Origin of the sequence: Methylophilus sp., assembly GCF_052437885.1 — a bacterium.
In the GTDB taxonomy this organism is placed as follows: Bacteria; Pseudomonadota; Gammaproteobacteria; order Burkholderiales; family Methylophilaceae; genus Methylophilus.
The window spans coordinates 267950-290083 of sequence record NZ_JBQVPB010000002.1; the positions used below are offsets into that span (position 1 = coordinate 267950).

Sequence of the window (22134 nt, forward strand, 5' to 3'; positions counted from 1 at the left end):
AAGCGAAGCATCAGTGTTGCCTGGATTCTCCCTTGCAGGGCGCGTTGGCTTCTGCATAAGCCAACCGTTTCGCAGGCTCTGAGCATGCTCAGAGAAACCCCTGCTACACCCTACGCCAGAATGACGAGCTGTCATGCATCCTTATTGCAGAGGGCTCAAACTCCGCAGAAGCCAGTCATTACGACGCGCAGAACTGTTGCGCGAGACCCTATTCAGGCTTAGTCTCTCTGATCGGCAGATTCACCAGCGCCGCCAATGTCGCCAGCACGATATCCCCCAGCCACATCCACTGATAATCGCCATTGGCATAAAACACCAGCCCACCCAGCCACGCGCCAAAAAAACCACCGATCTGGTGACTGAGCAAAGTCAATCCAAACAGGGTCGCCAGATAGCGCGGACCAAACAGTTTACCCACCAGCCCGGCGGTGGGTGGTACGGTAGACAGCCAGGTGAAGCCAAGCACGGCGGCAAACATATAAAAGGTGAGTTCGGTTTTTGGTGCTGCCAGATACACGGCTACCGCCACAGCGCGTGAAGCATACATCCAGAACAGGATCATTTTCATGCGTTGGTACTGGCCCAGCCAGCCGGCATACAGGCTGCCCAGCACATTGGCTAAACCAATGATCGCCAGTGAGGTCGCCCCTACCGCAGGTGCCAGGCCACAGATATTGACCTCGCCAGGCAGGTGGGTGACCAGAAACGCGATATGAAAGCCGCAAGTGAAAAATCCGGCATGCAGGCACAGATAACTGCGGTCTTTAAAAGCGCTGCCTATCTGTTGCCTGAGAGTGATAGTTTGCACAGTTTGGGCAGCCGGTTGTGCAATAGCGGCCTGCTTTTCCCGCAATGGCAGGGCCAGGAAGATACTGCCTAATGATGTGCATGCCAGGATCAGCAAGGCATTGATCCAGTTAAAAGAGTGGATCAGTGCCTGCGCCAGGGGGGCGAATATAAATTGTCCGAATGAGCCACCGGCGTTAATGAATCCGGCGGCAAAAGACCTGCGTTCAGCGGGCAAGCGGGCCGCCACTGCCCCGATCAGGATAGAAAAGCTGCCGGCACCGGCGCCGACCGCCGTCATGATGCCGATCGCAAACACCAGGCCGAATTCAGAGCTGACAAACGGGGTGATGGCCAGCCCGGCTGCCATCAGCACAGTGCCGATGACGATCACTTTGAATGAGCCTACCCGGTCAGCCAGCATGCCAAACAACGGTTGCGCCAGCCCCCAGGCGAACTGGGCAATGGCCATCGCAAAGCTGATGCTGACTATGCCCAGCCCGGTGCTGGTGTTCAGCGGCGAAACAAACAGGCCCAGCGATTGGCGTATGCCCATGGTGACCGCCAGGATGGCAGCCGCAGCGATGACTACCGGCCACAGGCTGATCTGTTTATGCATATACCCCTCTCTGAGCCAGAAAGCTGGCCTGTCTAGTCGCGGTAATCCACGATCAACGGTGCGTGGTCACTGAAACGCTGCTCTTTATAGACACTGACTGCGGCGGCCCGTTGTGCCAAAGCCTGTGTGGCAAGCTGGTAGTCTATGCGCCAGCCCACATTTTTCGCCCAGGCCTGACCACGGTTGCTCCACCAGGTATAGCATTCATCTGTGGTTTCCGGGTGCAAGGTGCGGTAAACATCGACCCAGCCGACACGCCCCAGGATATCTGTCATCCAGGCGCGCTCTTCAGGCAAAAAGCCTGAATTTTTGCGATTGCCTTTGTAGTTTTTAAGGTCTATCTCCTGGTGGGCGATATTCCAGTCGCCACAGATCACCACCTCGCGGCCACCGGCGACCAGTTGCTCCAGATGCGGCAGAAACAAGGCCAGCACCTGAAACTTGAATTGCTGACGTTCTTCACCACTTGAACCGCTGGGCAGGTATAAAGACACCACACTCAGGTTGCCATACTGGCATTCCAGGTAACGGCCTTCAGCATCGATAGCCGCGTGCCCCAGGCCGATAATCACTTTATCGGCAGGCTGTTTGCTGTATATGCCGACGCCGCTATAACCCTTTTTTTCAGCGTAGTGGAAATAGCCGTGATAACCCGGCGGTTGCAACATTTCCGGCTGCATATCGGCCGCCTGTGCTTTGAGCTCCTGCAAGCAGACGATATCGGCGCCAGTGCCAGCCAGCCAGGGCAGAAAGCCTTTGTTACAGGCTGACCGTATGCCATTCAGGTTCAAGGTTATAATACGCATTGTTCAAATTCTTTCTGTTTTTCTCAAATGACTGCAAAACCACTCAGTGCCGATTTTATTACTTTTTCCATCCAGAAACAGGTGTTACGTTTTGGGGAATTCAAAACCAAAGCCGGGCGGCTAAGCCCGTATTTTTTTAACGCCGGCCTGTTTGATGATGGTGAAAGCCTGCTCAAACTGGGTGAGTTTTACGCACACAGTATTCTACAGTCTGGCTTGCAATTCGACATGCTGTTTGGCCCTGCCTATAAAGGTATTCCGCTGGTGTCGGCGATCAGCATCGCCTTTGCGCGCATGGGGCAGAACCTGCCTTATGCCTATAACCGCAAGGAAGCCAAAGACCACGGCGAAGGCGGCACACTGGTCGGTGCGCCACTCAAGGGCCGCGTGCTGATCATCGATGATGTGATCTCAGCCGGGACTTCTATCCGCGAATCGGTAGACATGATACGCCAGGCCGGCGCCACCCCTTGTGGCGTGAGTATCGCATTAGACAGACAGGAAAAAGGCCTGGGTGAGCTTTCGGCAGTGCAGGAAGTCGAACAAACCAACCAGATGCCGGTGGTGAGCATTGCCAAACTGGCTGATCTATTCGCTTACTTGCAAGGCAACGACAGCCTGGCGCAACACTTTCCGGCTATTCAGGCATACCGCGCTCAATACTGCATCGTTTAACACAGTCATTCTGCATAAAAATAGCGCGTATTGAACGCGCTAATTTTTATTTGAGCATGCCCATTAACCGCGACATGATCAAAGCCGGATTATTTTCCACCGCCCCGTTAGGCGTCAGTTGATTGACCACATCCGGGATATATTCCGCGATCTTCGCCGTGAGTTCTTCGGTGCTGATATCCAGTTTGCTGGCAATGCCGGTTAACACGCTGGTGCCCAGGGCCGCACCTATCTGTTGCGGGGAGACATTCAGATTGGCGCCAGTGCCTACCCAGGAATCGACTTGTTCGCTCAAACCGGCAGTTTTAAGGGTTTGCAGGATGCCGGGTAAACCGCCGTATTGCTGAAATAACTCCATGGCCAGTTTGGCCATGGGGGCTTTGTCGCCCATGACTTTGTTCATCATGCTACTGGCTAGATTGTCGAATAATCCCAATTGTGACTCCTTATAATTTAAGTTTTTATTTTTACTGTGAGAGATGTCAGTCACTTGGTAAGGCATTTTTTCGCCTAGGGGCGAAAAGCATCTGTCCGACACAGGAGCAAGCGGAAATTGCTCACCTACACGCGAAAAAAAACCTCGCTTATTTTAAGCATGCCGCAATAAGAAATATTTGCTGTCTAATGTGAAAGAGTCGTTACTCTTTCAACCATTTCGCGATGTCCATCGCATAGTAAGTCAGTACTCCATCCGCGCCTGCGCGCTTGAACCCCAGCATCGCCTCCAGCACACAAGCTCGCTCGTCCAACCAGCCATTCTGCGCTGCTGCTTTCAGCATCGCATACTCACCGCTCACATGATAAGCATAGGTAGGCACGCCAAACTCGTCTTTCACGCGGCGTACGATATCCAGGTAGGGCATGCCTGGTTTCACCATCACCATATCGGCGCCCTCTTCAATATCCAGCGCGACTTCTTTCAAGGCTTCGTCGGAGTTGGCGGGGTCCATCTGGTAATTGTATTTATTGCTCTTGCCCAGGTTGCCCGCGGAGCCGACCGCATCACGGAACGGGCCATAAAAGGCAGAGGCGTATTTAGCCGAGTAAGCCATGATGCGCGTATAGATGTAACGGCTGTCTTCCAGCGCATCGCGGATGGCACCGATGCGGCCATCCATCATGTCAGAAGGGGCGACGACATCGGCACCGGCTTCGGCATGACATAGCGCCTGTTTGACCAGTACTTCAACTGTTTCATCATTGAGCACGTAGCCAGTATCGTCTATCAGGCCATCCTGGCCATGGGTGGTGTAGGGGTCCAGGGCGACGTCGGTGATCACACCCAGTTCAGGGAATGCTTTTTTGAGCGCCCTGACCGTGCGCGGCACCAGGCCTTCCGGGTTGTAGGCTTCTTTGGCGTCCAGGCTTTTGTACGCTTGTGGCACGACCGGGAATAGTGCCAGGGCCGGAATGCCCAGTTTCACACATTCTTTAGCGGTTTTCAGCAGTTCATCCAGGCTCTGGCGCTGCACGCCGGGCATGGACTTCACTTCTTCGACCTTGCCTTCGCCTTCAAGCACGAATACCGGGTAGATCAGGTCGTTCACGGTGAGGACGTTCTCACGCATCAGGCGGCGTGAAAAGTCGTCTTTACGCATGCGGCGTGGGCGGATAGCTAGAAATTGGCTCAAAATGATCTCCTGTTTGCCCGGGCTGATAGGTGCCTGGCAGTAAGGGTTAAAAGCAGTGCCGGCGGTAAGCCGCTGGCATTGCTTATGCAAATACCTTTGCGAGTTCGGCGCCCGGGTTTTCCTGGCGCATAAATGCTTCACCGACCAGGAAGGTGTGTACAGCATGGTCGCGCATCAGTTTGACATCGTCAGCGGTGAAAATTCCGCTCTCGGTGACCACGATCTTGTCGCTGGCGATGTGATCCAGCAGACCCAGGGTGGTATCCAGCGTCACTTCAAAGGTACGCAGGTTGCGGTTGTTGATGCCCAGCAATGGCGTGCTCAGCTGTAGTGCTTGCGCCAGCTCTTCGCCATTGTGCACTTCGACCAGCACCGCCATGCCCAGGCTGTGGGCGACACTTTCCAGTTCTTGCATCTGTGCCAGCGTAAGCGCGGCGGCGATCAGCAGAATACAATCTGCACCCATGGCGCGTGCTTCGTAGACCTGATAGGCATCTATCATAAAGTCTTTACGCAGCACTGGCAGCTGGCAGGCGGCGCGCGCCTGCTTCAGGTAATCGGCCGAGCCCTGGAAATACTGCTCGTCGGTTAACACTGACAGGCAGGCTGCGCCACCCTGCTCATAACTGGCAGCGATCTCGGCCGGTTTGAAATCTGCACGGATCACACCTTTGGAGGGGCTGGCTTTTTTGATCTCTGCAATCACGGCGGCCTGGCCGGCGGCGATCTTGTTGCGGATGGCGGCGCTAAAGTCACGTGCGGGTGCTTGCTGTGCAGCCAGCGCCTGCACCTGGTCCAACGGCAGCCTGGCTTGCGCGGCAGCGATCTCTTCGGCTTTGGTGGCCAGGATCTTGTTTAAAATATCACTCATAGATTTTTCCGTTAACCTTAATCCAGCCGCCTTTAATACCGTCAGGGTCATGATGCGTCCAATGCATGATGCCGCCCTTGGGGTTGTAAATATATTCACCTTTAAACTGCACCTGGTCGCCCACAGTTAAATCAGCCACCCGCGGTGCCAGATCGATATTATGCGCAAACAGCAATGTTTGTTCAGGCGAGACACTGACCAGAAAGCGCTGGTGCCTTGCGCCTTTGGTATCGTCCGCCAGCAGTTTTTTTACCGTGCCATTGCCCTGCAGCCAGACATGACTTTGCTTTTTTGCAAATGCCTGTGTGAGCGCTGCGTTATCTTCTGTGCTTAGCCCGGCAGAAAGTGATCGCAGGTCTATCGTCTGCACAGTCGATCTCACTTCTACCGCTGATTGGGAGTGATTACTTACGCTCTGTGTCGACTGCTCGCAGGCAGTTAACAAACAGCATAGTGTAATCAGAAAATGCTTCATGCGGCTTGGCTCAACGCCTTCAATTGCTGCAATTTACTCAATGCGATGCCCGAATCGATCGATTGTGCGGCTTGCGTGATGCCTGATGCCAGATCACCGGCCAGGCCAGAGACATAAATGGCGGCGCCTGCATTCAGCAAGACGATATCGCGTGCCGGGCCTTTTTCGCCAGACAGCAAGCCGAGGATGATCTCGCTGGAATGCTGTGCGCTTTCAACGCGTATGCTGTTGATATCGTGCAGCGGCATGCCAAACTGGGCCGGATTCACGGTGTATTCGGTGACGTTGCCATCTTTGAGTTCGGCCACATAAGTGTCGGCAGAAAAAGAGATCTCGTCCATTTCGTCGGCACTATGCACCACCATCACATGCTCGCTACCCAGTGTTTGCAAGGTCTGCGCCAGCAAAGGCACCAGGTCGCGGTGGAACACGCCCATCACCTGCCGCTTGGCTCCGGCCGGATTGGTCATGGGCCCCAGCAGGTTAAACAGGGTGCGCACGCCCAATTCACGCCGTACCGGCGCCGCATATTTCATGGCCGCATGATGGTTGGGCGCGAACATAAAGCCTATGCCGGCCTGGTTGACACAGCGTGCGACTTGCTCGGGCGTCAGGCTGATGTTGACGCCCAGTGCTTCGAGCACGTCGGCCGAACCGCTTTTGGAGGAGGCGGCACGACCGCCATGCTTGGCGATCTTTGCGCCAGCGCCAGCGGCAACGAATGCCGAGGCTGTCGATACGTTGAATGCCTTGTTCGGGGCGCCGCCGGTGCCACAGGTGTCTATCAGATGGCGGGCGTCGGTGATGGTCACCTTGCTGGAAAGGTCGCGCATCATCTGGGCCGCGGCCGCGATCTCGGTCACGGTTTCGCCTTTGACACGCAAGGCAGACAGAAAACCGGCCACCTGGATCTGGGTGAATTCGCCACTCATGATCTGGCGCATGATCTCCAGCATTTCCTGGTGGGTGAAATCGGTGTGGTCTATCAGCCGCTGCAGGGCGATTTTAGGCGTGATGCTCATCAATAACCCTTCAGGAAGTTATCCAGCAACTCATGCCCGTATTCAGTCAGGATAGACTCGGGGTGAAACTGCACACCTTCCACCGCCAGGGTCTTGTGCCTGACGCCCATGATCTCGCCATCATCAGTCCAGGCGGTGATCTCCAGGCAGTCCGGCAGGGTCGCACGCTCTATCACCAGCGAGTGATAACGCGTGGCGGTATATGGGTTGGGCAGGTCTTTGAATACACCAGTATTGGTATGGTGTATCAGGGAAGTTTTACCATGCATCAGCGTTTTGGCCTTGATGATATTGCCGCCAAAGGCCTGGCCTATGCTCTGGTGACCCAGGCACACGCCCAGCAGGGGGATCTTGCCGGCGAATTCATGGATCAGCGGCACCGAGATACCGGCTTCATTCGGCGTACACGGGCCGGGCGAGATGACGATCTTTTCCGGCTGCATAGCCTTGATCTGTTCCAGCGTGATCTCATCGTTTCTATGCACATGCACGTCTTGCCCCAGCTCGCCCAGGTATTGCACCAGGTTGTAGGTAAAAGAGTCGTAGTTATCTATCATTAACAACATATCAGGCTCCTTTTCCTGGGTTAAGTTGGGCGGGACTACTTAATTGAGCTGCGCTATCCAGCCCGGCCTGCACCAGTTCGGCAGCACGGATCACGGCTTTGGCTTTATTCTGCGTCTCGTCCCATTCGTTCTGCGGGATAGAATCTGCCACTATGCCAGCACCGGCCTGCACATACAGTTTTTTGTTTTTGATCACGGCGGTACGGATGGCGATCGCCACATCCATGTCGCCGTTAAAGCCTAAATAGCCGACCGCACCAGCATAAATGCCGCGTTTGGAAGGCTCCAGTTCTTCTATGATCTCCATGGCACGCACTTTCGGGGCGCCGGAAACCGTGCCAGCCGTGAACGTCGCTTTCAGCACATCAATCGCATCCAGGCCGGGTTTGAGCTGGCCTTCTACATTGCTGACGATATGCATGACGTGTGAATAACGCTCTATGGTCATATTGTCGGTGACTTTCACAGTGCCGGTGAGCGCCACGCGGCCTACATCGTTACGGCCCAGATCCATCAGCTGCACATGCTCGGCGCGCTCTTTGGGGTCAGCCAGTAACTCGGCTTCCAGCGCCAGGTCATGGTCGCGGTTCCTGCCGCGCGGGCGGGTACCGGCGATAGGGCGTGAAGTCACTGTGGTGTTGTCCAGCCGCACCAGGATCTCTGGCGATGCGCCAACCACATGGTGGTCACCCATATCGTAATAGAACATATAGGGCGAAGGGTTCAGGCTACGCAAGGCGCGGTAAAGGCTTAATGGCGAGGCGTCAAAGTCTTGTGACAGGCGCTGGCTGAGCACCACCTGCATGATGTCGCCTTCGAGGATATATTGCTGGCCTTTTTGCACTGCCGCCTTGAAATTCTCTTCGCCGAACTCGGAGACGGCGGCTGTTTTGCTGGTGGCTAAAGCGGTGGGGATCTCAACCTGCGTACGCAGTTTTGCCAGCAGTGCCTGCATGCATTCACGCGCGGCTTCATAGGCATGCGCCTGTGCCGGGTCGGCATAGACGATAAAATATAGCTTGCCGGAAAGGTTGTCGATGACCGCGATCTGTTCTGACACCATTAACAGGATATCCGGGGTGCCTATCGCATCCGGCTTTTTCTGTTTGCCCAGGCGTTTTTCGATATATTGTATGGTCTCGTAGCCAAAATAACCGGCCAGGCCGCCGGTAAAGCGTGGCAAGCCTTCGTATGGCGGTGTTTTAAACCGCGCCTGGTAGGCCTTGATAAAGTCCAGCGGGTTTTGGTCATGGTGCGACTCTATGACGGCGTCGCCCTGTATCACCTGCAACTGCTGGTCGCGCACCTCGATACGGGTGGTGGCAGGCAGGCCGATGATGGAATAGCGGCCAAAACGTTCGCCGCCTTGTACGCTTTCCAGCAAATATGAGTAGGGTTGGTTAGCCAGCTTGAGATACAGCGACAACGGCGTATCGAGATCGGCAAAGGTTTCAAGCACCAGCGGGATACGGTTATAACCTTGCGCCGCCAGCGCGTCAAATTCAGTCTTGCTTAATGTGCTTAACATGATGCTTTTTTCCAAGTTGATTCGTTGAGTATGCCGCAGATAAACATCACGACAGATCAGTGCGCGCAGGCGACTGTTTAGGGTCGCGCGCTTGCAGGCTGAGCTAGCCTCGCCACGAACGACGCCAGCTTAACACCGGCCAACTGGAAGAATGGTAAGTACAAAACATCATGATATTTGAATAGTTTTTTCTAAACCCTGCTTTAAGAGAGCAGGTGGCTCAAGCAGCTTGACCAGTTCGGTCAACTGCTGCACCGTGGCATCCACGGTTGCCACATCAATGGCGCGCCCCTGATTATACCCATAAGGCACGGTCACGACAAAGCACCCTGCAGCATGTGCGGCCTGAATATCGGTTTCCGAGTCACCGACCAGCATGGCTTCGGCAGGCAGCACAGCTAGCTTTTGGCAAATATGCAACAGTTGCATGGGGTCTGGTTTCTTTTTGGGCAAACTATCGCCGGAGACCACCATCTCAAAAAAACCGGCTAATCCGGCTTTTTCCAGCAGCGGCAGCGTAAACGCCTCTGGTTTATTAGTGACACATGCCAGCAAATAACCCAGTTTTTTTAATTGTTGCAATGCCGGCACGACGCCCGCAAACGGCTGGCTGTCATTGGCATGCGCTGCATACAAGTCGTGATACAAAGACTGCGCCTGGGCAAACAGGCCAGCTTCGGGCTCTGCATGCAGCTCGCCGGTCAGGCAGCGCTTGATCAGCTTGTGCACGCCTTCGCCGATATAGCTGCTGATCTGCGCCTGCGGCAACATGGGTCTGCCCAAAGCCACCAGCATACGGTTCGCGGCTTCTGCGATCTGCGGGGCAGTATCCAGCAGCGTGCCATCCAGGTCGAACATCACCAGCTTGACTTGAAACCGCATCTATATACCTTAAAACAACATGATCCTGGCAAGGCCTGCATAAAAAACAGGGCTTGGCCTATACAGCATAGGCAAGCCCTGGATGTTTATGCAGCTCGCGTGCATAGTGAACAACGAATGTTTTTAAACAGTCGCCAGTTTAAACCGAAGCCAGTGAAGCGCGCATCGCCGCCACAACGGTGTCGTAACGGTTAGGGTCTGCTTCGTTAGGTGAACCAAAGATCGCGCTACCGGCAACAAAGGTATCCGCACCGGCTTTGGCGATCTCGGCGATATTGTTGGCGTTCACGCCACCATCGACTTCCAGCCAGATCTGGCGGCCGGTTTTTTCATAATAGGCGTCAATGCGTGCACGTGCTGCTTTTAATTTGTTCAAGGTTTCAGGAATGAATTTCTGGCCGCCAAAACCCGGGTTGACTGACATCAGCAAGATCATGTCGACTTTGTCCATCACATGGTCCAGGTAATGCAAAGGGGTTGCCGGGTTGAATACCAGGCCAGACTTACAGCCGCTGTCACGCACCAGCGCCAGGCTACGGTCAATGTGGTCAGACGCTTCCGGGTGGAAAGTGATGATGTCGGCACCGGCTTTGGCAAAGTCGGGAATAATGCGGTCTACCGGTTTCACCATCAGGTGCACGTCTATCAGCGCGCCCACGTTATGTGACAGGTCGCGAATGGCGTCGCATACCAAAGGCCCTATGGTCAGGTTAGGCACATAGTGATTGTCCATCACGTCAAAGTGGACGATATCAGTACCGGATTTGATGACGTTTTCAATTTCCTGGCCTAGTTTGGCAAAATTGGCAGAAAGAATACTGGGGGCAATGCGAAAAGTTTTGTCCATGCTGGTGTTCCGTATCTGAAGTTCAATGAATTTTTTATTGTAAAACCAATATTTTAACGCCATTCTGCTGCAAATTGCCATTCTGAACCAAATTGTCAGTTTTCTTGATTGCTGAGCACTAATGTAAGAAAATGTCGGCACCTTTGCTACAGGCACCACTCGAATCAACCATGAACGACTTGCAAGCGCCAGTTAATTTATCCTTTTGCCTGAGCTCAAAGGTAAAATAGCGGCATGCAGCTGTTTACCATTGGTGTCAACCACACCACCGCCCCTATCGCTATCCGCGAGAACGTTGCGTTTAACAACGAAACCCTGCCGCATGCGCTGGAAGACCTGACGCGCCACAACGTGGCCGAAGTCGCCATACTCTCCACCTGCAACCGTACCGAGATCTATGTGCAATCGATACGGCCGGAGATCGTGATCGACTGGCTGGCCAATTACCACAAACTTGAAGCCAACAAGCTGCTGCCTTACACCTACACCCTGAGCAGCCATGAGGCGGTGAAGCATGCTTTCCGAGTGGCCAGCGGGCTGGATAGCATGGTGCTGGGTGAAGCGCAGATATTGGGCCAGTTCAAGCAATCGGTCAAAATCGCACAGGATGTCGGTACGTTGGGCACCATGTTGCACAAATTGTTCCAGCGCACCTTTGAAGTCGCGAAAGAAGTACGCACCAATACCGATATCGGTGGCAGCTCTATCTCTATGGCGGCTGCCGCTGTAAAGCTGGCGCAGCGTATTTTTGGTGATCTGAGCGCGCAAAGCGTGCTGTTTATCGGCGCAGGCGAAATGATAGAACTGTGTGCCGACCATTTTGCCGCGCAAAAGCCGAGAAAGATCACGGTTGCCAACCGCACCCTGGAGCGTGGCGAACAACTGGCAGAAAAAATACGCAGCCAGGGCCTGAACATGCAGGCGATATTGCTCAATGACCTGCCTGAACGTTTTCATGAGTTTGATATTGTGATCACCAGCACTGCCAGCCAGTTGCCCATGGTGGGTCTGGGTATGGTGGAGCGCGCCATCAAGCTGCGCAAACACCGGCCCATGTTTATGGTCGACCTGGCGGTGCCGCGCGATATCGAACCTGAAGTCTCGGCGCTGGACGATGTATTCCTGTATACGGTGGATGACCTGGCACAAGTGGTTTCCGAAGGCATAGGTAACCGCCAGGAAGCCGCGGTGAATGCCGAACTGATCGTCAACGCCAGGGTTGAGCATTTTATGCAGTGGCTCAAACAGCGCGAAGCCGTGCCCACTATCAAAGCCCTGCGCGACCAGATAGATGCCGTGCGGCAGGCCGAGCTGGAAAAAGCGCTCAAGCTGCTGCAAAAAGGCGAATCGCCCGAAAAAGCGCTGGAACACTTAAGTAACGCGCTGACCAATAAGTTTTTACACAGCCCCAGCCATGTGCTCAACAATGCGCATGGCGATGCCCATGCGCATATGGAACATCTGGTAAAACAACTGTTCCAGCTGAAAGAATAAATTTTTAACCATCACCTTTTCACCGGCCAACCTGCAAGTGCAGCGAGCCAGGCCAGAAAAAGCGTGGCAGGAAATAAATTGGCGGAACGATCCCGCCAACATTTAGGGTAACCAATGAAACCAAGTATGTTGCAAAAGCTCGCCAACCTGAGCGAGCGTCTGGAAGAAATCAACCGCCTGCTCAGCAGTGAAGGCGTGACTGACAATATGGATAACTACCGCAAGATCATGCAGGAGCACACCGAGATCACGCCTATTGTTGAGCAATATCATATCTATGTGCAAACCGAGTCTGATCTGAAAGAAGCGCATGCCATGCTCTCGGACCCGGAGATGAAAGAGTTTGCCCAGGAAGAGATAGACAGCGGCAAGCAGCGTATGGAAACGGTCGAGCTGGCCTTGCAGAAACTGCTGCTGCCGAAAGACCCCAACGACGATAAAAGCATTTTTCTGGAAGTGCGTGCCGGTACCGGCGGTGATGAATCCGGCCTGTTTGCCGGTGACTTGTTCCGTATGTATTCGCGCTATGCTGACCGCCAGGGCTGGAAAGTCGAGATCGTGTCTGCCAACGAGGGTGAAGTCGGCGGCTACAAAGAGATCATCGCCAAAATCAATGGCTACGGGGCTTACTCAAAACTCAAATTCGAGTCTGGTGGCCACCGGGTACAGCGCGTGCCGGATACCGAGACCCAGGGCCGTATCCATACCTCGGCCTGCACGGTCGCTATCCTGCCTGAGGTAGAAGAAGTCGGTGATGTGGAGATCAACCCGGCAGATATCCGCATAGATACTTTCCGCGCCAGTGGTGCCGGTGGTCAGCACATCAACAAAACCGATTCTGCCGTGCGCATCACCCATGCGCCTACCGGCATAGTGGTGGAATGCCAGGATGGCCGTAGCCAGCACGCCAACAAGGCGCAAGCCATGCAGGTACTGGCAGCGCGGATCAAAGCCAAGCAAGTCGACGAGCAGCAGAGCAAGATCGCCTCGGAACGCCGCAACCTGATCGGCTCGGGTGACCGCTCGGAACGCATACGCACCTACAACTACCCGCAAGGCCGTATCACCGACCACCGCATCAACCTGACCCTGTACAAGATAGAAGCGATCACCGAAGGCGATATGGACGAGCTGATAGGCGCGCTTTCCAATGAGTACCAGGCTGATCTGCTGGCGAGTCTGGGCGAAGAGAACTAACTAATAATAATACTTGCGAAGGATTAACCGTATGAAAAAATTCTTGTTAAAGATATTAATACTGTCGTTAATTCCTTTGTTTGTATTCGCCGCCCCCGACAAAGCTCAAGAGCGGATTGATTATGAAGTTTTTAAAGCTAAAACAGAAACCAATATAGAAGCTCTGAAAACAATTAAATCTCAAGATTTAGAAAATTTTAGATCTCAAGTCGAAGCACAAAAATCCCTATCTGAACAACTTAACCATCAGGTTGATTGGCTCGGGCATCAATTAACGATAGGCTCAGCAATAATTACGGGGCTTTTATTACTGATTGGTTTTTTTACTTACAGAAATGCTCGCTCGGATGCAAAAGAAGTCGCACAGACAGAAGCTAAAGCTTGGCTTGAAAATAATACTATTGCGTTAAATGCAGAAATAGAAACATTAAGAGCGAAACTTAAAACATTAGAATTAGAAGCTAAGAGTCATGCTGATGCCACTCACGAACAATTAGACCGGATATTGTCTGATGTTGGGGAGAGAAGTATTAACGATAGCAAACCATCGATTACCAATGAACAAGCAAATGCGCTCAATCAAAAAGCTGAGGAATTAAAATCAACACCAGAGGCAATGTACAAATACAAAGATTGGAATACGAAAGCCTTTGCTTCGTACCATCAAGGTGATTTTTTAGATGCCGCAAAATTCTGGGGTTTAGCCGCCGCCTCTGCAGACGCAAAAGAAAATGAAATCAGCAAAACACTGTTCAACAAGGCTACTGTAGAGTTAACTAACCTCAATCAACCAGCTGCCGCGATTGTCACCTATGACAGCTTAATCCAGAAGTTTGGTGACTCTCAGCACGCAGAAATGCAAGCGCAGCTGGCAAGGGCTTATGTTAACAAAGGCTTTACTCAAGGCGACAAACTCAATCAACCAGCTGCTGAGATTGCGACCTATGACACCGTAATCCAGAAGTTTGGTGACTCTCAGCATGCCGAGGTGCAAACACAGGTGGCAAGGGCTTATGTTAACAAAGGTTTTACTCAAGGCGACAAACTCAATCAACCAGCTGCCGCGCTTGCCACCTATGACAGCTTAATCCAGAAGTTTGGTGACTCTCAGCACGCAGAGGTGCAAGCACAGGTGGCAAGGGCATATTTCAACAAAGGCTTTACTCAAGGCGACAAACTCAATCAACCAGCTGCTGAGATTGCCACCTATGACAGCTTAATCCGGAAGTTTGGTGACTCTCAGAACGCAGAGGTGCAAACGCAGGTGGCAAGGGCTTATGTTAACAAAGGCGTTACTCAAGGCGACAAACTCAATGAACTAGATGCTGAGATTGCCACCTATGACAGCTTAATCCAGAAGTTTGGTGACTCTCAGAACGTAGAGATGCAAGCACAGTTGGCAATGGCTTATTTCAACAAAGGCTTTACTCAAGGCGACAAACTCAATCAACCAGCTGCTGAGATTGCCACCTATGACAGCTTAATCGAGAAATTTGGTGACTCTCAGCACGCAGAGGTGCAAGCACAGGTGACAAGGGCTTATGTTAACAAGGGCGCTACTCAAGGCGACAAACTCAACCAACCAGCTGCTGAGATTGCCACCTATGACAGCGTAATCGAGAAATTTGGTGACTCTCGGCACGCAGAGGTGCAAGCACAGGTGGCAAGGGCTTATGTTAACAAAGGCGCTACTCAAGGCGACAAACTCAATCAACCAGACGCCGTGATTGCCACCTATGACAGCTTGATTGAGAAATTTGGCAACTCCGAACATGTCGTAGTGCAAGAGCAATTGGCAAGATCTTACAACTCTTTAGGATTCGCTAATTTAATCGAAGCTAAAAAGAATTGGAAAGTCAAATCTAAACGTGATGCACTTCTTAGTAAAGCGGCGAGCTCTTTCAGTAATGCAATCGATAAATGTAATGCAAATGACAAGGCAACGATATTAGGGAATATTGCGTATACAGCATGGTTATTAGGGGATAGAACAAATACTAAACAACAATTAAAAGAAGCGCTTAAGATTGGTGGCGAAGAGTTATACAGAGGTACAATCGGTGACACAGAAATAGAGACCGTTTCATCTGATAAAGCGTTTAGAGTACTGTTAGATAAAATTTGGGCTGAGGTAAGTACAAGTAAATAGTAAGCTCATTTACCCTGCGATCTGTCATCGTTCAACTCCTAACTATGCACACCTTTAAAGTCCCTGTCGCCCCACGCAGCATTCAAAAAGACCAGCCTATCAAATTTATTCTGGATAGCGAAGCCATAGATTGTCTGGCGCACAATATTGCGCTGGTGCACCCCGGCTTTGATGCGCAGGCATTCAGGCAGTTGGCGCTTACTGACATTGCAGCGCTTGGTTTTATGGATAGGTCAGCGCATATTGCCGCGGCACTCAAGGCCACCTTGCCGGCCAAGTTCGCCGACGCGACCGAAGTACTGATCAACACGCTGACGCCACCGAATGCTCATACCGAGCGCCTGGGCCTGGGCGTGTTTTTCTATTTGCCGCATACCCGCTTTGTGGCGGAATATGGCCGCGATGTTTCGCACAATGCCGGTGAAGACCCGTTTGACGCCGCCATGCGCGCGCAATATGAACTGACCCGCCGTTTTACCGCTGAATTCTCCATACGGCCGTTTTTAATGCATGATTTTGAGCGCACGCTCAGGCAACTCACGCAGTGGCTGGATGACCCCGACCCGCATGTGCGGCGTTTGTGTTCGGAAGGTACGCGCGCCCGCTTGCCATGGGGTGCACGTATCCCGCAACTGATCAAAGACCCGACACCCACCCTGCCTATTCTCGATGCGCTGAAAAGCGACCCTAGCCTGTATGTGCGGCGTAGTGTGGCCAACCATGTCGGCGATATCGCCAAAGACCATCCCGAGCTTGCTTTTGACCTGTGTGACCGCTGGCTGAGCCATGCCGACAAAGAGCTGAAATGGGTGATACGCCACGCAGTGCGCCACCCGGCCAGGCAGGGCAATGCGACGGCGATCGCCTTGCGCAAAGCTGCCGGCGGCCGGTAGCCATGTCCCTAACGGTACAACAATCATTACAAGCCGCGCGGCAACAGCTGGCGCAAATGCTGCCCGCCAGCGAAGCTTCGCTTGAAGCGCAGATCTTGCTCATGCATATACTGCAAGTGAATCGCGCCTGGTTACTGGCGCATACCACCGACGCAGTGCCTGAGACAGCCTTGAAGGACTTCACTCACTTATTGCAGCGCCGTTTGCAAGGTGAGCCGGTCGCCTATATTCTCGGCTACCGCGAATTTTTTGGCCTGAAGCTCACCGTCACTTCCGACACCCTGATTCCGCGGCCGGATACTGAGACTCTGGTTGAAGCTGCCCTGCAAAAAATAGCTCTTCCTATGCGGGTACTGGATTTAGGTACAGGCACAGGCGCTATTGCCCTTGCTATTGCCCATCATGCGCCACAATCGCAGGTAACAGCCGTCGACGCTTCTGAGGGCGCCTTAAAGGTGGCTGAAATAAATCGACATAGCTTGCAGCTGGCGAATGTCAGCCTGCTGCATAGCCACTGGTTTTCTCAGCTGGCTGACCAGCGATTCGACCTCATTGTCAGCAACCCGCCATATATCGAGGCAGACGATCAGCATCTGACCCAGGGCGACTTACGCTTTGAACCGCTCTCTGCACTAGCAGCGGGCGCAGACGGTCTGGCAGATATCCGGCAGATCATCGCGCAGGCGCCAGACTATCTGAACCATGGCGGCTGGCTGCTGCTGGAACATGGTTACAACCAGGCTGAGGCTGTGCAAGATATCTATCAGCGCGCCGGGTTTCAGCATATTCAGACTTTGCGCGATCTGGGCGACAATCCCAGAGTCACCTTGGCGCAGTGGCTGTAAACCATTTAAACAGACTAAGAATAATCAACAAAAAATAAGGGGAAATCATGATTCATCAATTACGGCTGGCGATACGCAATGATCTCGAAGCACCTGAAGAGTTAAGGCGCTTTGGCTCGGGCTGGTTAAGTGGGGTTGCCGCACTGGTGCTGGGCATTGCCAGCCTGTGCCTGCTGCTTGGCGAGCGCCTGCAAGGCGTGTTTTCCACCCAGATGCTGGCACCCTTGTATGCCTTGCCACAATTCACGCTGATCATTCAGGGCTTGTTAGTCGCCAGTTTTTTACTGGCCTGCACCAACCTGATTTTGCGCAGAAACCGCATCCTCGGCTTTAGCGCCATCCTGCTGGTGCTGGTCACCATGACCATTGCGCAAACGCTGGCGGCCCAGGCGGCGCGTAGCAGTAGCCTGGCACTCAGCCTGGACTGGTTCGTGCTCAACATACTGCTGACTGGTTTGCTATTCATCCCGCTGGAAAAACTGTTCGGTCGCTTGACCCAGCAGGCATTGTTCAGGGATGAGTGGCGTGAGGACCTGTTTTATTTTTTGATCAGCAGTGTGTTCGTGCAGACCCTGACGCTGTTTACCCTGGCGCCATCAATGACGGTGTTGCATTACACCGGGGACTGGGCGATATTCAGAGATGCCGTTGCCAGCCAGCCGCTGTGGCTGCAGGTGATTGAGATCATGTTTCTGACGGATTTTGTCCAGTACTGGTTTCACCGTGCGTTTCACCAGATACCGTTTCTGTGGGGCTTTCACGCCGTGCATCATTCCGCCAAAAAGATGGATTGGCTGGCTGGTTCGCGTATGCACATCGTTGAGATCGTCGGCTTGCGCAGCATGACCGTGATCCCCATGTATGTGCTCGGCTTTGCCGAAGCGGCATTGCATGTGTATATCCTGCTGGTCTACCTCAATGCCACTTTTGTGCATGCCAATGTGCGTTTTAATGTCGAATGGCTGAAACCGTTCATCGTCACGCCACGCTTTCACCACTGGCACCATGGCATAGAAAAAGAAGCGATAGACGTCAATTTTTCCATCCACTTCCCGCTATTCGATAAATTGTTCGGCACTTATTACATGCCGAAAAACCAATGGCCTAGTGGCTATGGCATAGGCGGGCACCCGGTGCCTAATGGTTACTGGAAGCAATTGCTGTATCCGTTTAAAAAGTAATGCTGCGCTGTGCACGATTCTTGCTGCAACAGGTCTATCTGTGTGTAGCAAGAAAGGCCGTTTATGTTTAATTTCAACGCAATCAAAGCCGTCCTGTTTGACCTGGATGGAGTCTTGTATATAGGCAACCAGCTGATCCCGGGCGCGCTGGCGGCGGTAGCCCAGCTACGCAAAGCCGGTATCGCAGTGCGTTTTGTCACCAACACCAGCACGCTGTCGCTGGACTCATTGCAACAAAAACTCAACCGGCTAGGCTTCAATACGGTGCCCGAAGAAATCATGAGTGCACCACAAGCGACCATACAGCACTTGAACAAGCAACCTAACCCGGTCTGCAAACTGCTGCTGGCCGAAGATGTTAAGAAAGATTTCGCCGGCTTTGACCAATCGGATACCGCAGCCAACTATGTGGTGATAGGCGATATAGGTGATCAGTGGTCGTATGAATTGCTGAATGAGGTGTTTCACTGCCTGGTGAATGGCGCACAACTGATCGCTATTCATAAAAACCGTTTCTGGCAGACCGAAACCGGGCTGCAAATGGACATTGGTGCATTTGTCACCGGCCTGGAATACGCCAGCAATACCAAAGCCATGCTCATGGGCAAACCTTCGCGGCATTTTTTCAATATCGCGGTCGATGCCTTGCGCCTGAAACCTTCAGAAGTAATGATGGTGGGCGACGATATTGATGCCGATGTCGGCGGCGCACAGGACGCTGGCTTGCATGGCATCCTGGTCAAAACCGGTAAATACCGTGAAACCTACACCCGGCTTTCGGCGGTAGACCCGGATGCGGTGATCGCCTCGGTGGCAGACCTGCCAGCCTTGCTCGGATGCCTGTCGGTGGCGCCGCAATAAAAGCGGCACAGCCCGCACTCGCCGTTTAACCATGCCCCATAGTATAATCGCGGCATGTCTGAATTGAATTCCGTTGGTATTGTTAAAGCGCAGGTGGCGCATTTCAACAAGCCACTCACCCTGCAAAGTGGCGCCGTGTTGCCACAATACCATCTCGCCTATGAAACCTACGGCGAACTCAATGCCAACAGATCCAATGCGGTGCTGATTTGTCACGCCTTGTCCGGCAATCACCACGTCGCCGGGCGTTACAGTGAAGACGACAAATACCCGGGCTGGTGGGATAACCTGATTGGCCCCGGCAGGCCGCTGGATACCAACAAGTTTTTTGTGATCGGCCTCAACAACCTGGGCGGCTGTCATGGCAGTAGCGGGCCGTCCAGTGTAGACCCGCTCACAGACCGGCCCTACAGTGCGACATTCCCGGTAGTGACGGTCGAAGACTGGGTAGAGTCGCAGGCGCGCCTGCTGGATCACCTGGGCATAGAACAATTAGCGGCAGTCATAGGCGGCAGCTTGGGGGGCATGCAAGCCCTGCAATGGAACATCGCTTACCCCGAGCGCGTGCGGCATGCGTTTGTGATCGCATCTGCCCCCAACCTGACGGCGCAGAATATGGCTTTTAACGAAGTCGCGCGCCAGGCCATCATCACCGACCCTGAGTTTTACGAAGGCGATTATTACAACCACGGCACCGTGCCACGCCGTGGTTTGCGCATCGCGCGCATGCTGGGTCATATCACCTATCTGTCTGATGATGTGATGGGTGAGAAATTCGGCCGCAAATTACGCCATGGCGAACTCAAATATGGCTTTGATGTTGAGTTCGAGATGGAGTCCTACCTGCGTTACCAGGGCGATAAATTCGCCGGTGAGTTTGATGCCAACACCTATTTGCGCATGACGCGCGCGCTGGATTATTTTGACCCGGCCAAAGCGTATGGCGGTGATTTAAGCCAGGCGCTGCGCAAGGCAACAGCCAAATTCATCGTCATCTCGTTCACTACCGACTGGCGTTTTTCGCCTGGCCGCTCGCGCGAAATCGTGCAGGCCTTGCTGGATAATGCTTTGCCGGTCAAATATGCCGAGGTCACCTCTGCGCACGGGCATGACGCATTCTTAATGCCTGACCCGCATTACCACGACATCATGCGCGCTTATCTAGAGCAGGTCAAAGTATGAAAAATGCAAATATTACAAATATTCGCCCAGACTTTGCATTAATAACAAACTGGGTACGTTCTAAAACCAAGGTTCTCGACCTGGGTTGCGGTGACGGCACCCTGCTCACCCATCTGCATGAGACACTGGACACCACCGGCTATGGCGTGGAAAAAGACGATGCCAACTGGCTGGCAGCGCTGAAAAATGGCGTAGATGTGATCCAGATGAACCTGGAAGACGGCTTGTCCGGCTTTGAAGACCAGTCGTTCGATACGGTGATCCTGTCGCAAACCCTGCAGGCCATGCACAACACCGAAACCATAGTAGAAGAAATGTTGCGGGTCGGCCGCGAGGCTATCGTCACCTTCCCCAACTTTGGCTACTGGCGCAACCGCCTGCAGATCGCCACTGGCAATATGCCGGTATCCAAGACCCTGCCGTATCAGTGGTATGACACGCCTAATGTGCACTTATGCACCATTCATGATTTTGACCAATTTTGCATCAACCATCATATCCAGGTGATAGAACGCAAAGTGATCACCGATGGCGAAGATGTACATGTGTTACCTAACCTGATGGGTAACCTGGCCATGTATAGACTAAAGACTGCCGGCAATTAAGTCCTGAATTTCCCGGCCCGGCCCGGGCACGCAAACACCTCAGACTCAAGCCCGGCAAGGCCAGCAGCAAGGTCACGCCTTGATCCGGGCAAACACCTGCCTGTATATCTATCTCAGTTTTACCTGTGTGCACGCCTACAGGCGTTGACTTATTTTTTTATTTATTCATAATGATAATCATTCCCATTACTATTTGTGCTGGGAGTACATGGTAAAGACGTTTGTGAGTAACGCGGCCAGTTAAAAAAATTCTGGCACTTATTAAAGATGCCAGTCATTAATAATTACTCAAAGGAAGTTAGTAAAATGAAAGCTAAATATCTGAGCATCGTTATCGGTGCAAGCCTGTTCGCAATCGCTGGTCTGGCACAAGCGAACACCACTTACGGCAGTTTTGTTGATGTTGCAAACTCTGTTTCATTTGACGGCTGGAACCAGCTGAACCGCAACCGCGTTGATGCCAACAATGTCGCTAACCCATTGACCGCTGCCCAGTTGGCCGCAGGTACAGCTGGTAACGTTGCCGGCTCTGGTGATGCATTGCTGACACAGGTTTCTGGCAGCTACTATCCGGCCGGTTTTGGTTTATACGGTGATGGCAACCTGACCTTCACTGACAATACTGTTTCAAGCAACATCGGTTCACTGGTATTCCAGGGCATCGTTAATGACTTCGATGCTTCATTCGGCGGCGATGCCTATACCATTACGTTGAGCTACAACGGTGGTAGCCAGGCAATCGCAGGGTCATTGGTCAACTTCACGAGCACAGGCACTGTTGACGATTACTACCGTTACTCGTGGGATCTGAGCGGTGTGAGCACCCCTATCACTTCCTACACTTTGAATTTCAGCGCCGGTTTCTCACAGGCACTGGCATTCCAGGTAGATCAAGTGGCAGCTATCTCTTCAGTACCTGAAGCTGACAGCTATGCCATGATGTTGCTGGGTCTGGGCGTGATGGGTGCTGTAGCACGCCGTCGCAGCAAGTAAGCGCCTGGCACTATCGCTGATAGTAA

At 53.0% G+C, this 22134-nt stretch carries 22 protein-coding genes; 11 read left to right on the plus strand and 11 right to left on the minus strand.

The window, feature by feature from the left end; genetic code table 11:
• Window positions 1-208: 208 nt before the first annotated feature.
• Both ACT6RZ_RS03085 and ACT6RZ_RS03090 read right to left on the minus strand, forming a co-directional pair.
• Window positions 209-1405, minus strand: a complete 1197-nt coding sequence (locus tag ACT6RZ_RS03085) for an MFS transporter (RefSeq protein ID WP_444700720.1) — start codon at window positions 1403-1405, stop codon at window positions 209-211.
• Between the two features lie 32 nt (window positions 1406-1437).
• On the minus strand, window positions 1438-2211 hold the full coding sequence (locus tag ACT6RZ_RS03090; RefSeq protein ID WP_444700721.1) for an exodeoxyribonuclease III: 774 nt from the start codon (window positions 2209-2211) through the stop codon (window positions 1438-1440).
• 27 nt (window positions 2212-2238) lie between these two features.
• Between ACT6RZ_RS03090 and pyrE the strand changes: the two genes are divergently transcribed.
• A complete protein-coding gene (pyrE, locus tag ACT6RZ_RS03095; RefSeq protein WP_444700722.1) occupies window positions 2239-2886 on the plus strand; it encodes an orotate phosphoribosyltransferase in 648 nt (215 codons plus the stop codon).
• 46 nt (window positions 2887-2932) lie between these two features.
• Here pyrE and ACT6RZ_RS03100 read toward each other — a convergent pair whose 3' ends face one another.
• The 9 genes from ACT6RZ_RS03100 to rpe all read right to left on the minus strand — a co-directional run bounded on the left by ACT6RZ_RS03100 (window position 2933) and on the right by rpe (window position 10708).
• A complete protein-coding gene (locus tag ACT6RZ_RS03100) occupies window positions 2933-3322 on the minus strand; it encodes a YidB family protein (protein ID WP_444700723.1) in 390 nt (129 codons plus the stop codon).
• A gap of 202 nt (window positions 3323-3524) precedes the next feature.
• Entirely contained in the window at window positions 3525-4520 is a 996-nt protein-coding gene (gene hemB / locus ACT6RZ_RS03105) for a porphobilinogen synthase (RefSeq protein ID WP_444700778.1), read from the minus strand.
• A 79-nt stretch (window positions 4521-4599) separates the two neighbouring features.
• Window positions 4600-5388 (minus strand): indole-3-glycerol phosphate synthase TrpC, encoded by a 789-nt coding sequence (trpC, locus tag ACT6RZ_RS03110; protein WP_444700724.1) that lies wholly within the window; start codon window positions 5386-5388, stop codon window positions 4600-4602.
• Complete coding sequence (locus tag ACT6RZ_RS03115; RefSeq protein WP_444700725.1) at window positions 5381-5770, minus strand: DUF3465 domain-containing protein; 390 nt, start codon at window positions 5768-5770, stop codon at window positions 5381-5383. The genes trpC and ACT6RZ_RS03115 overlap by 8 nt, the downstream gene beginning before the upstream one ends.
• An 89-nt stretch (window positions 5771-5859) precedes the next feature.
• A complete protein-coding gene (trpD, locus tag ACT6RZ_RS03120) occupies window positions 5860-6885 on the minus strand; it encodes an anthranilate phosphoribosyltransferase (protein WP_444700726.1) in 1026 nt (341 codons plus the stop codon).
• Window positions 6885-7451 carry an aminodeoxychorismate/anthranilate synthase component II gene (locus ACT6RZ_RS03125; protein WP_444700727.1) on the minus strand — a complete coding sequence of 189 codons (567 nt, stop codon included), beginning with the start codon at window positions 7449-7451 and terminating at the stop codon, window positions 6885-6887. Before ACT6RZ_RS03125 ends, trpD begins: the two co-directional genes overlap by 1 nt.
• A 1-nt stretch (window position 7452) precedes the next feature.
• A complete protein-coding gene (gene trpE, locus ACT6RZ_RS03130) occupies window positions 7453-8979 on the minus strand; it encodes an anthranilate synthase component I (RefSeq protein ID WP_444700728.1) in 1527 nt (508 codons plus the stop codon).
• Between the two features lie 168 nt (window positions 8980-9147).
• Complete coding sequence (locus tag ACT6RZ_RS03135; RefSeq protein ID WP_444700729.1) at window positions 9148-9861, minus strand: phosphoglycolate phosphatase; 714 nt, start codon at window positions 9859-9861, stop codon at window positions 9148-9150.
• A gap of 139 nt (window positions 9862-10000) precedes the next feature.
• Complete coding sequence (gene rpe / locus ACT6RZ_RS03140) at window positions 10001-10708, minus strand: ribulose-phosphate 3-epimerase (RefSeq protein ID WP_444700730.1); 708 nt, start codon at window positions 10706-10708, stop codon at window positions 10001-10003.
• A 234-nt stretch (window positions 10709-10942) separates the two neighbouring features.
• Here rpe and hemA point away from each other — a divergent pair, with 234 nt between their 5' ends.
• The 10 genes from hemA to ACT6RZ_RS03190 all read left to right on the plus strand — a co-directional run bounded on the left by hemA (window position 10943) and on the right by ACT6RZ_RS03190 (window position 22108).
• Window positions 10943-12202: a glutamyl-tRNA reductase gene (gene hemA / locus ACT6RZ_RS03145; RefSeq protein WP_444700731.1), complete on the plus strand. Its 1260-nt coding sequence runs from the start codon at window positions 10943-10945 to the stop codon at window positions 12200-12202.
• A 114-nt stretch (window positions 12203-12316) separates the two neighbouring features.
• Window positions 12317-13399, plus strand: a complete 1083-nt coding sequence (gene prfA, locus ACT6RZ_RS03150) for a peptide chain release factor 1 (protein WP_444700732.1) — start codon at window positions 12317-12319, stop codon at window positions 13397-13399.
• Between the two features lie 31 nt (window positions 13400-13430).
• On the plus strand, window positions 13431-15548 hold the full coding sequence (locus ACT6RZ_RS03155; protein WP_444700733.1) for a hypothetical protein: 2118 nt from the start codon (window positions 13431-13433) through the stop codon (window positions 15546-15548).
• A 44-nt stretch (window positions 15549-15592) separates the two neighbouring features.
• The gene (locus tag ACT6RZ_RS03160; protein WP_444700734.1) at window positions 15593-16441 is read left to right on the plus strand and encodes a DNA alkylation repair protein; all 849 of its coding nucleotides are present in this window, start codon (window positions 15593-15595) and stop codon (window positions 16439-16441) included.
• Window positions 16442-16443: 2 nt separating this feature from the next.
• A complete protein-coding gene (prmC, locus tag ACT6RZ_RS03165; protein WP_444700735.1) occupies window positions 16444-17286 on the plus strand; it encodes a peptide chain release factor N(5)-glutamine methyltransferase in 843 nt (280 codons plus the stop codon).
• Window positions 17287-17333: 47 nt separating this feature from the next.
• Entirely contained in the window at window positions 17334-18467 is a 1134-nt protein-coding gene (locus ACT6RZ_RS03170) for a sterol desaturase family protein (RefSeq protein WP_444700736.1), read from the plus strand.
• A 63-nt stretch (window positions 18468-18530) separates the two neighbouring features.
• Window positions 18531-19328 carry a TIGR01458 family HAD-type hydrolase gene (locus ACT6RZ_RS03175; protein WP_444700737.1) on the plus strand — a complete coding sequence of 266 codons (798 nt, stop codon included), beginning with the start codon at window positions 18531-18533 and terminating at the stop codon, window positions 19326-19328.
• A 54-nt stretch (window positions 19329-19382) separates the two neighbouring features.
• Window positions 19383-20510 carry a homoserine O-succinyltransferase MetX gene (gene metX, locus ACT6RZ_RS03180; RefSeq protein ID WP_444700738.1) on the plus strand — a complete coding sequence of 376 codons (1128 nt, stop codon included), beginning with the start codon at window positions 19383-19385 and terminating at the stop codon, window positions 20508-20510.
• The gene (metW, locus tag ACT6RZ_RS03185) at window positions 20507-21115 is read left to right on the plus strand and encodes a methionine biosynthesis protein MetW (protein WP_444700739.1); all 609 of its coding nucleotides are present in this window, start codon (window positions 20507-20509) and stop codon (window positions 21113-21115) included. The genes metX and metW overlap by 4 nt, the downstream gene beginning before the upstream one ends.
• A gap of 306 nt (window positions 21116-21421) precedes the next feature.
• Window positions 21422-22108 carry a PEP-CTERM sorting domain-containing protein gene (locus ACT6RZ_RS03190; protein WP_444700740.1) on the plus strand — a complete coding sequence of 229 codons (687 nt, stop codon included), beginning with the start codon at window positions 21422-21424 and terminating at the stop codon, window positions 22106-22108.
• Window positions 22109-22134 lie beyond the last annotated feature (26 nt).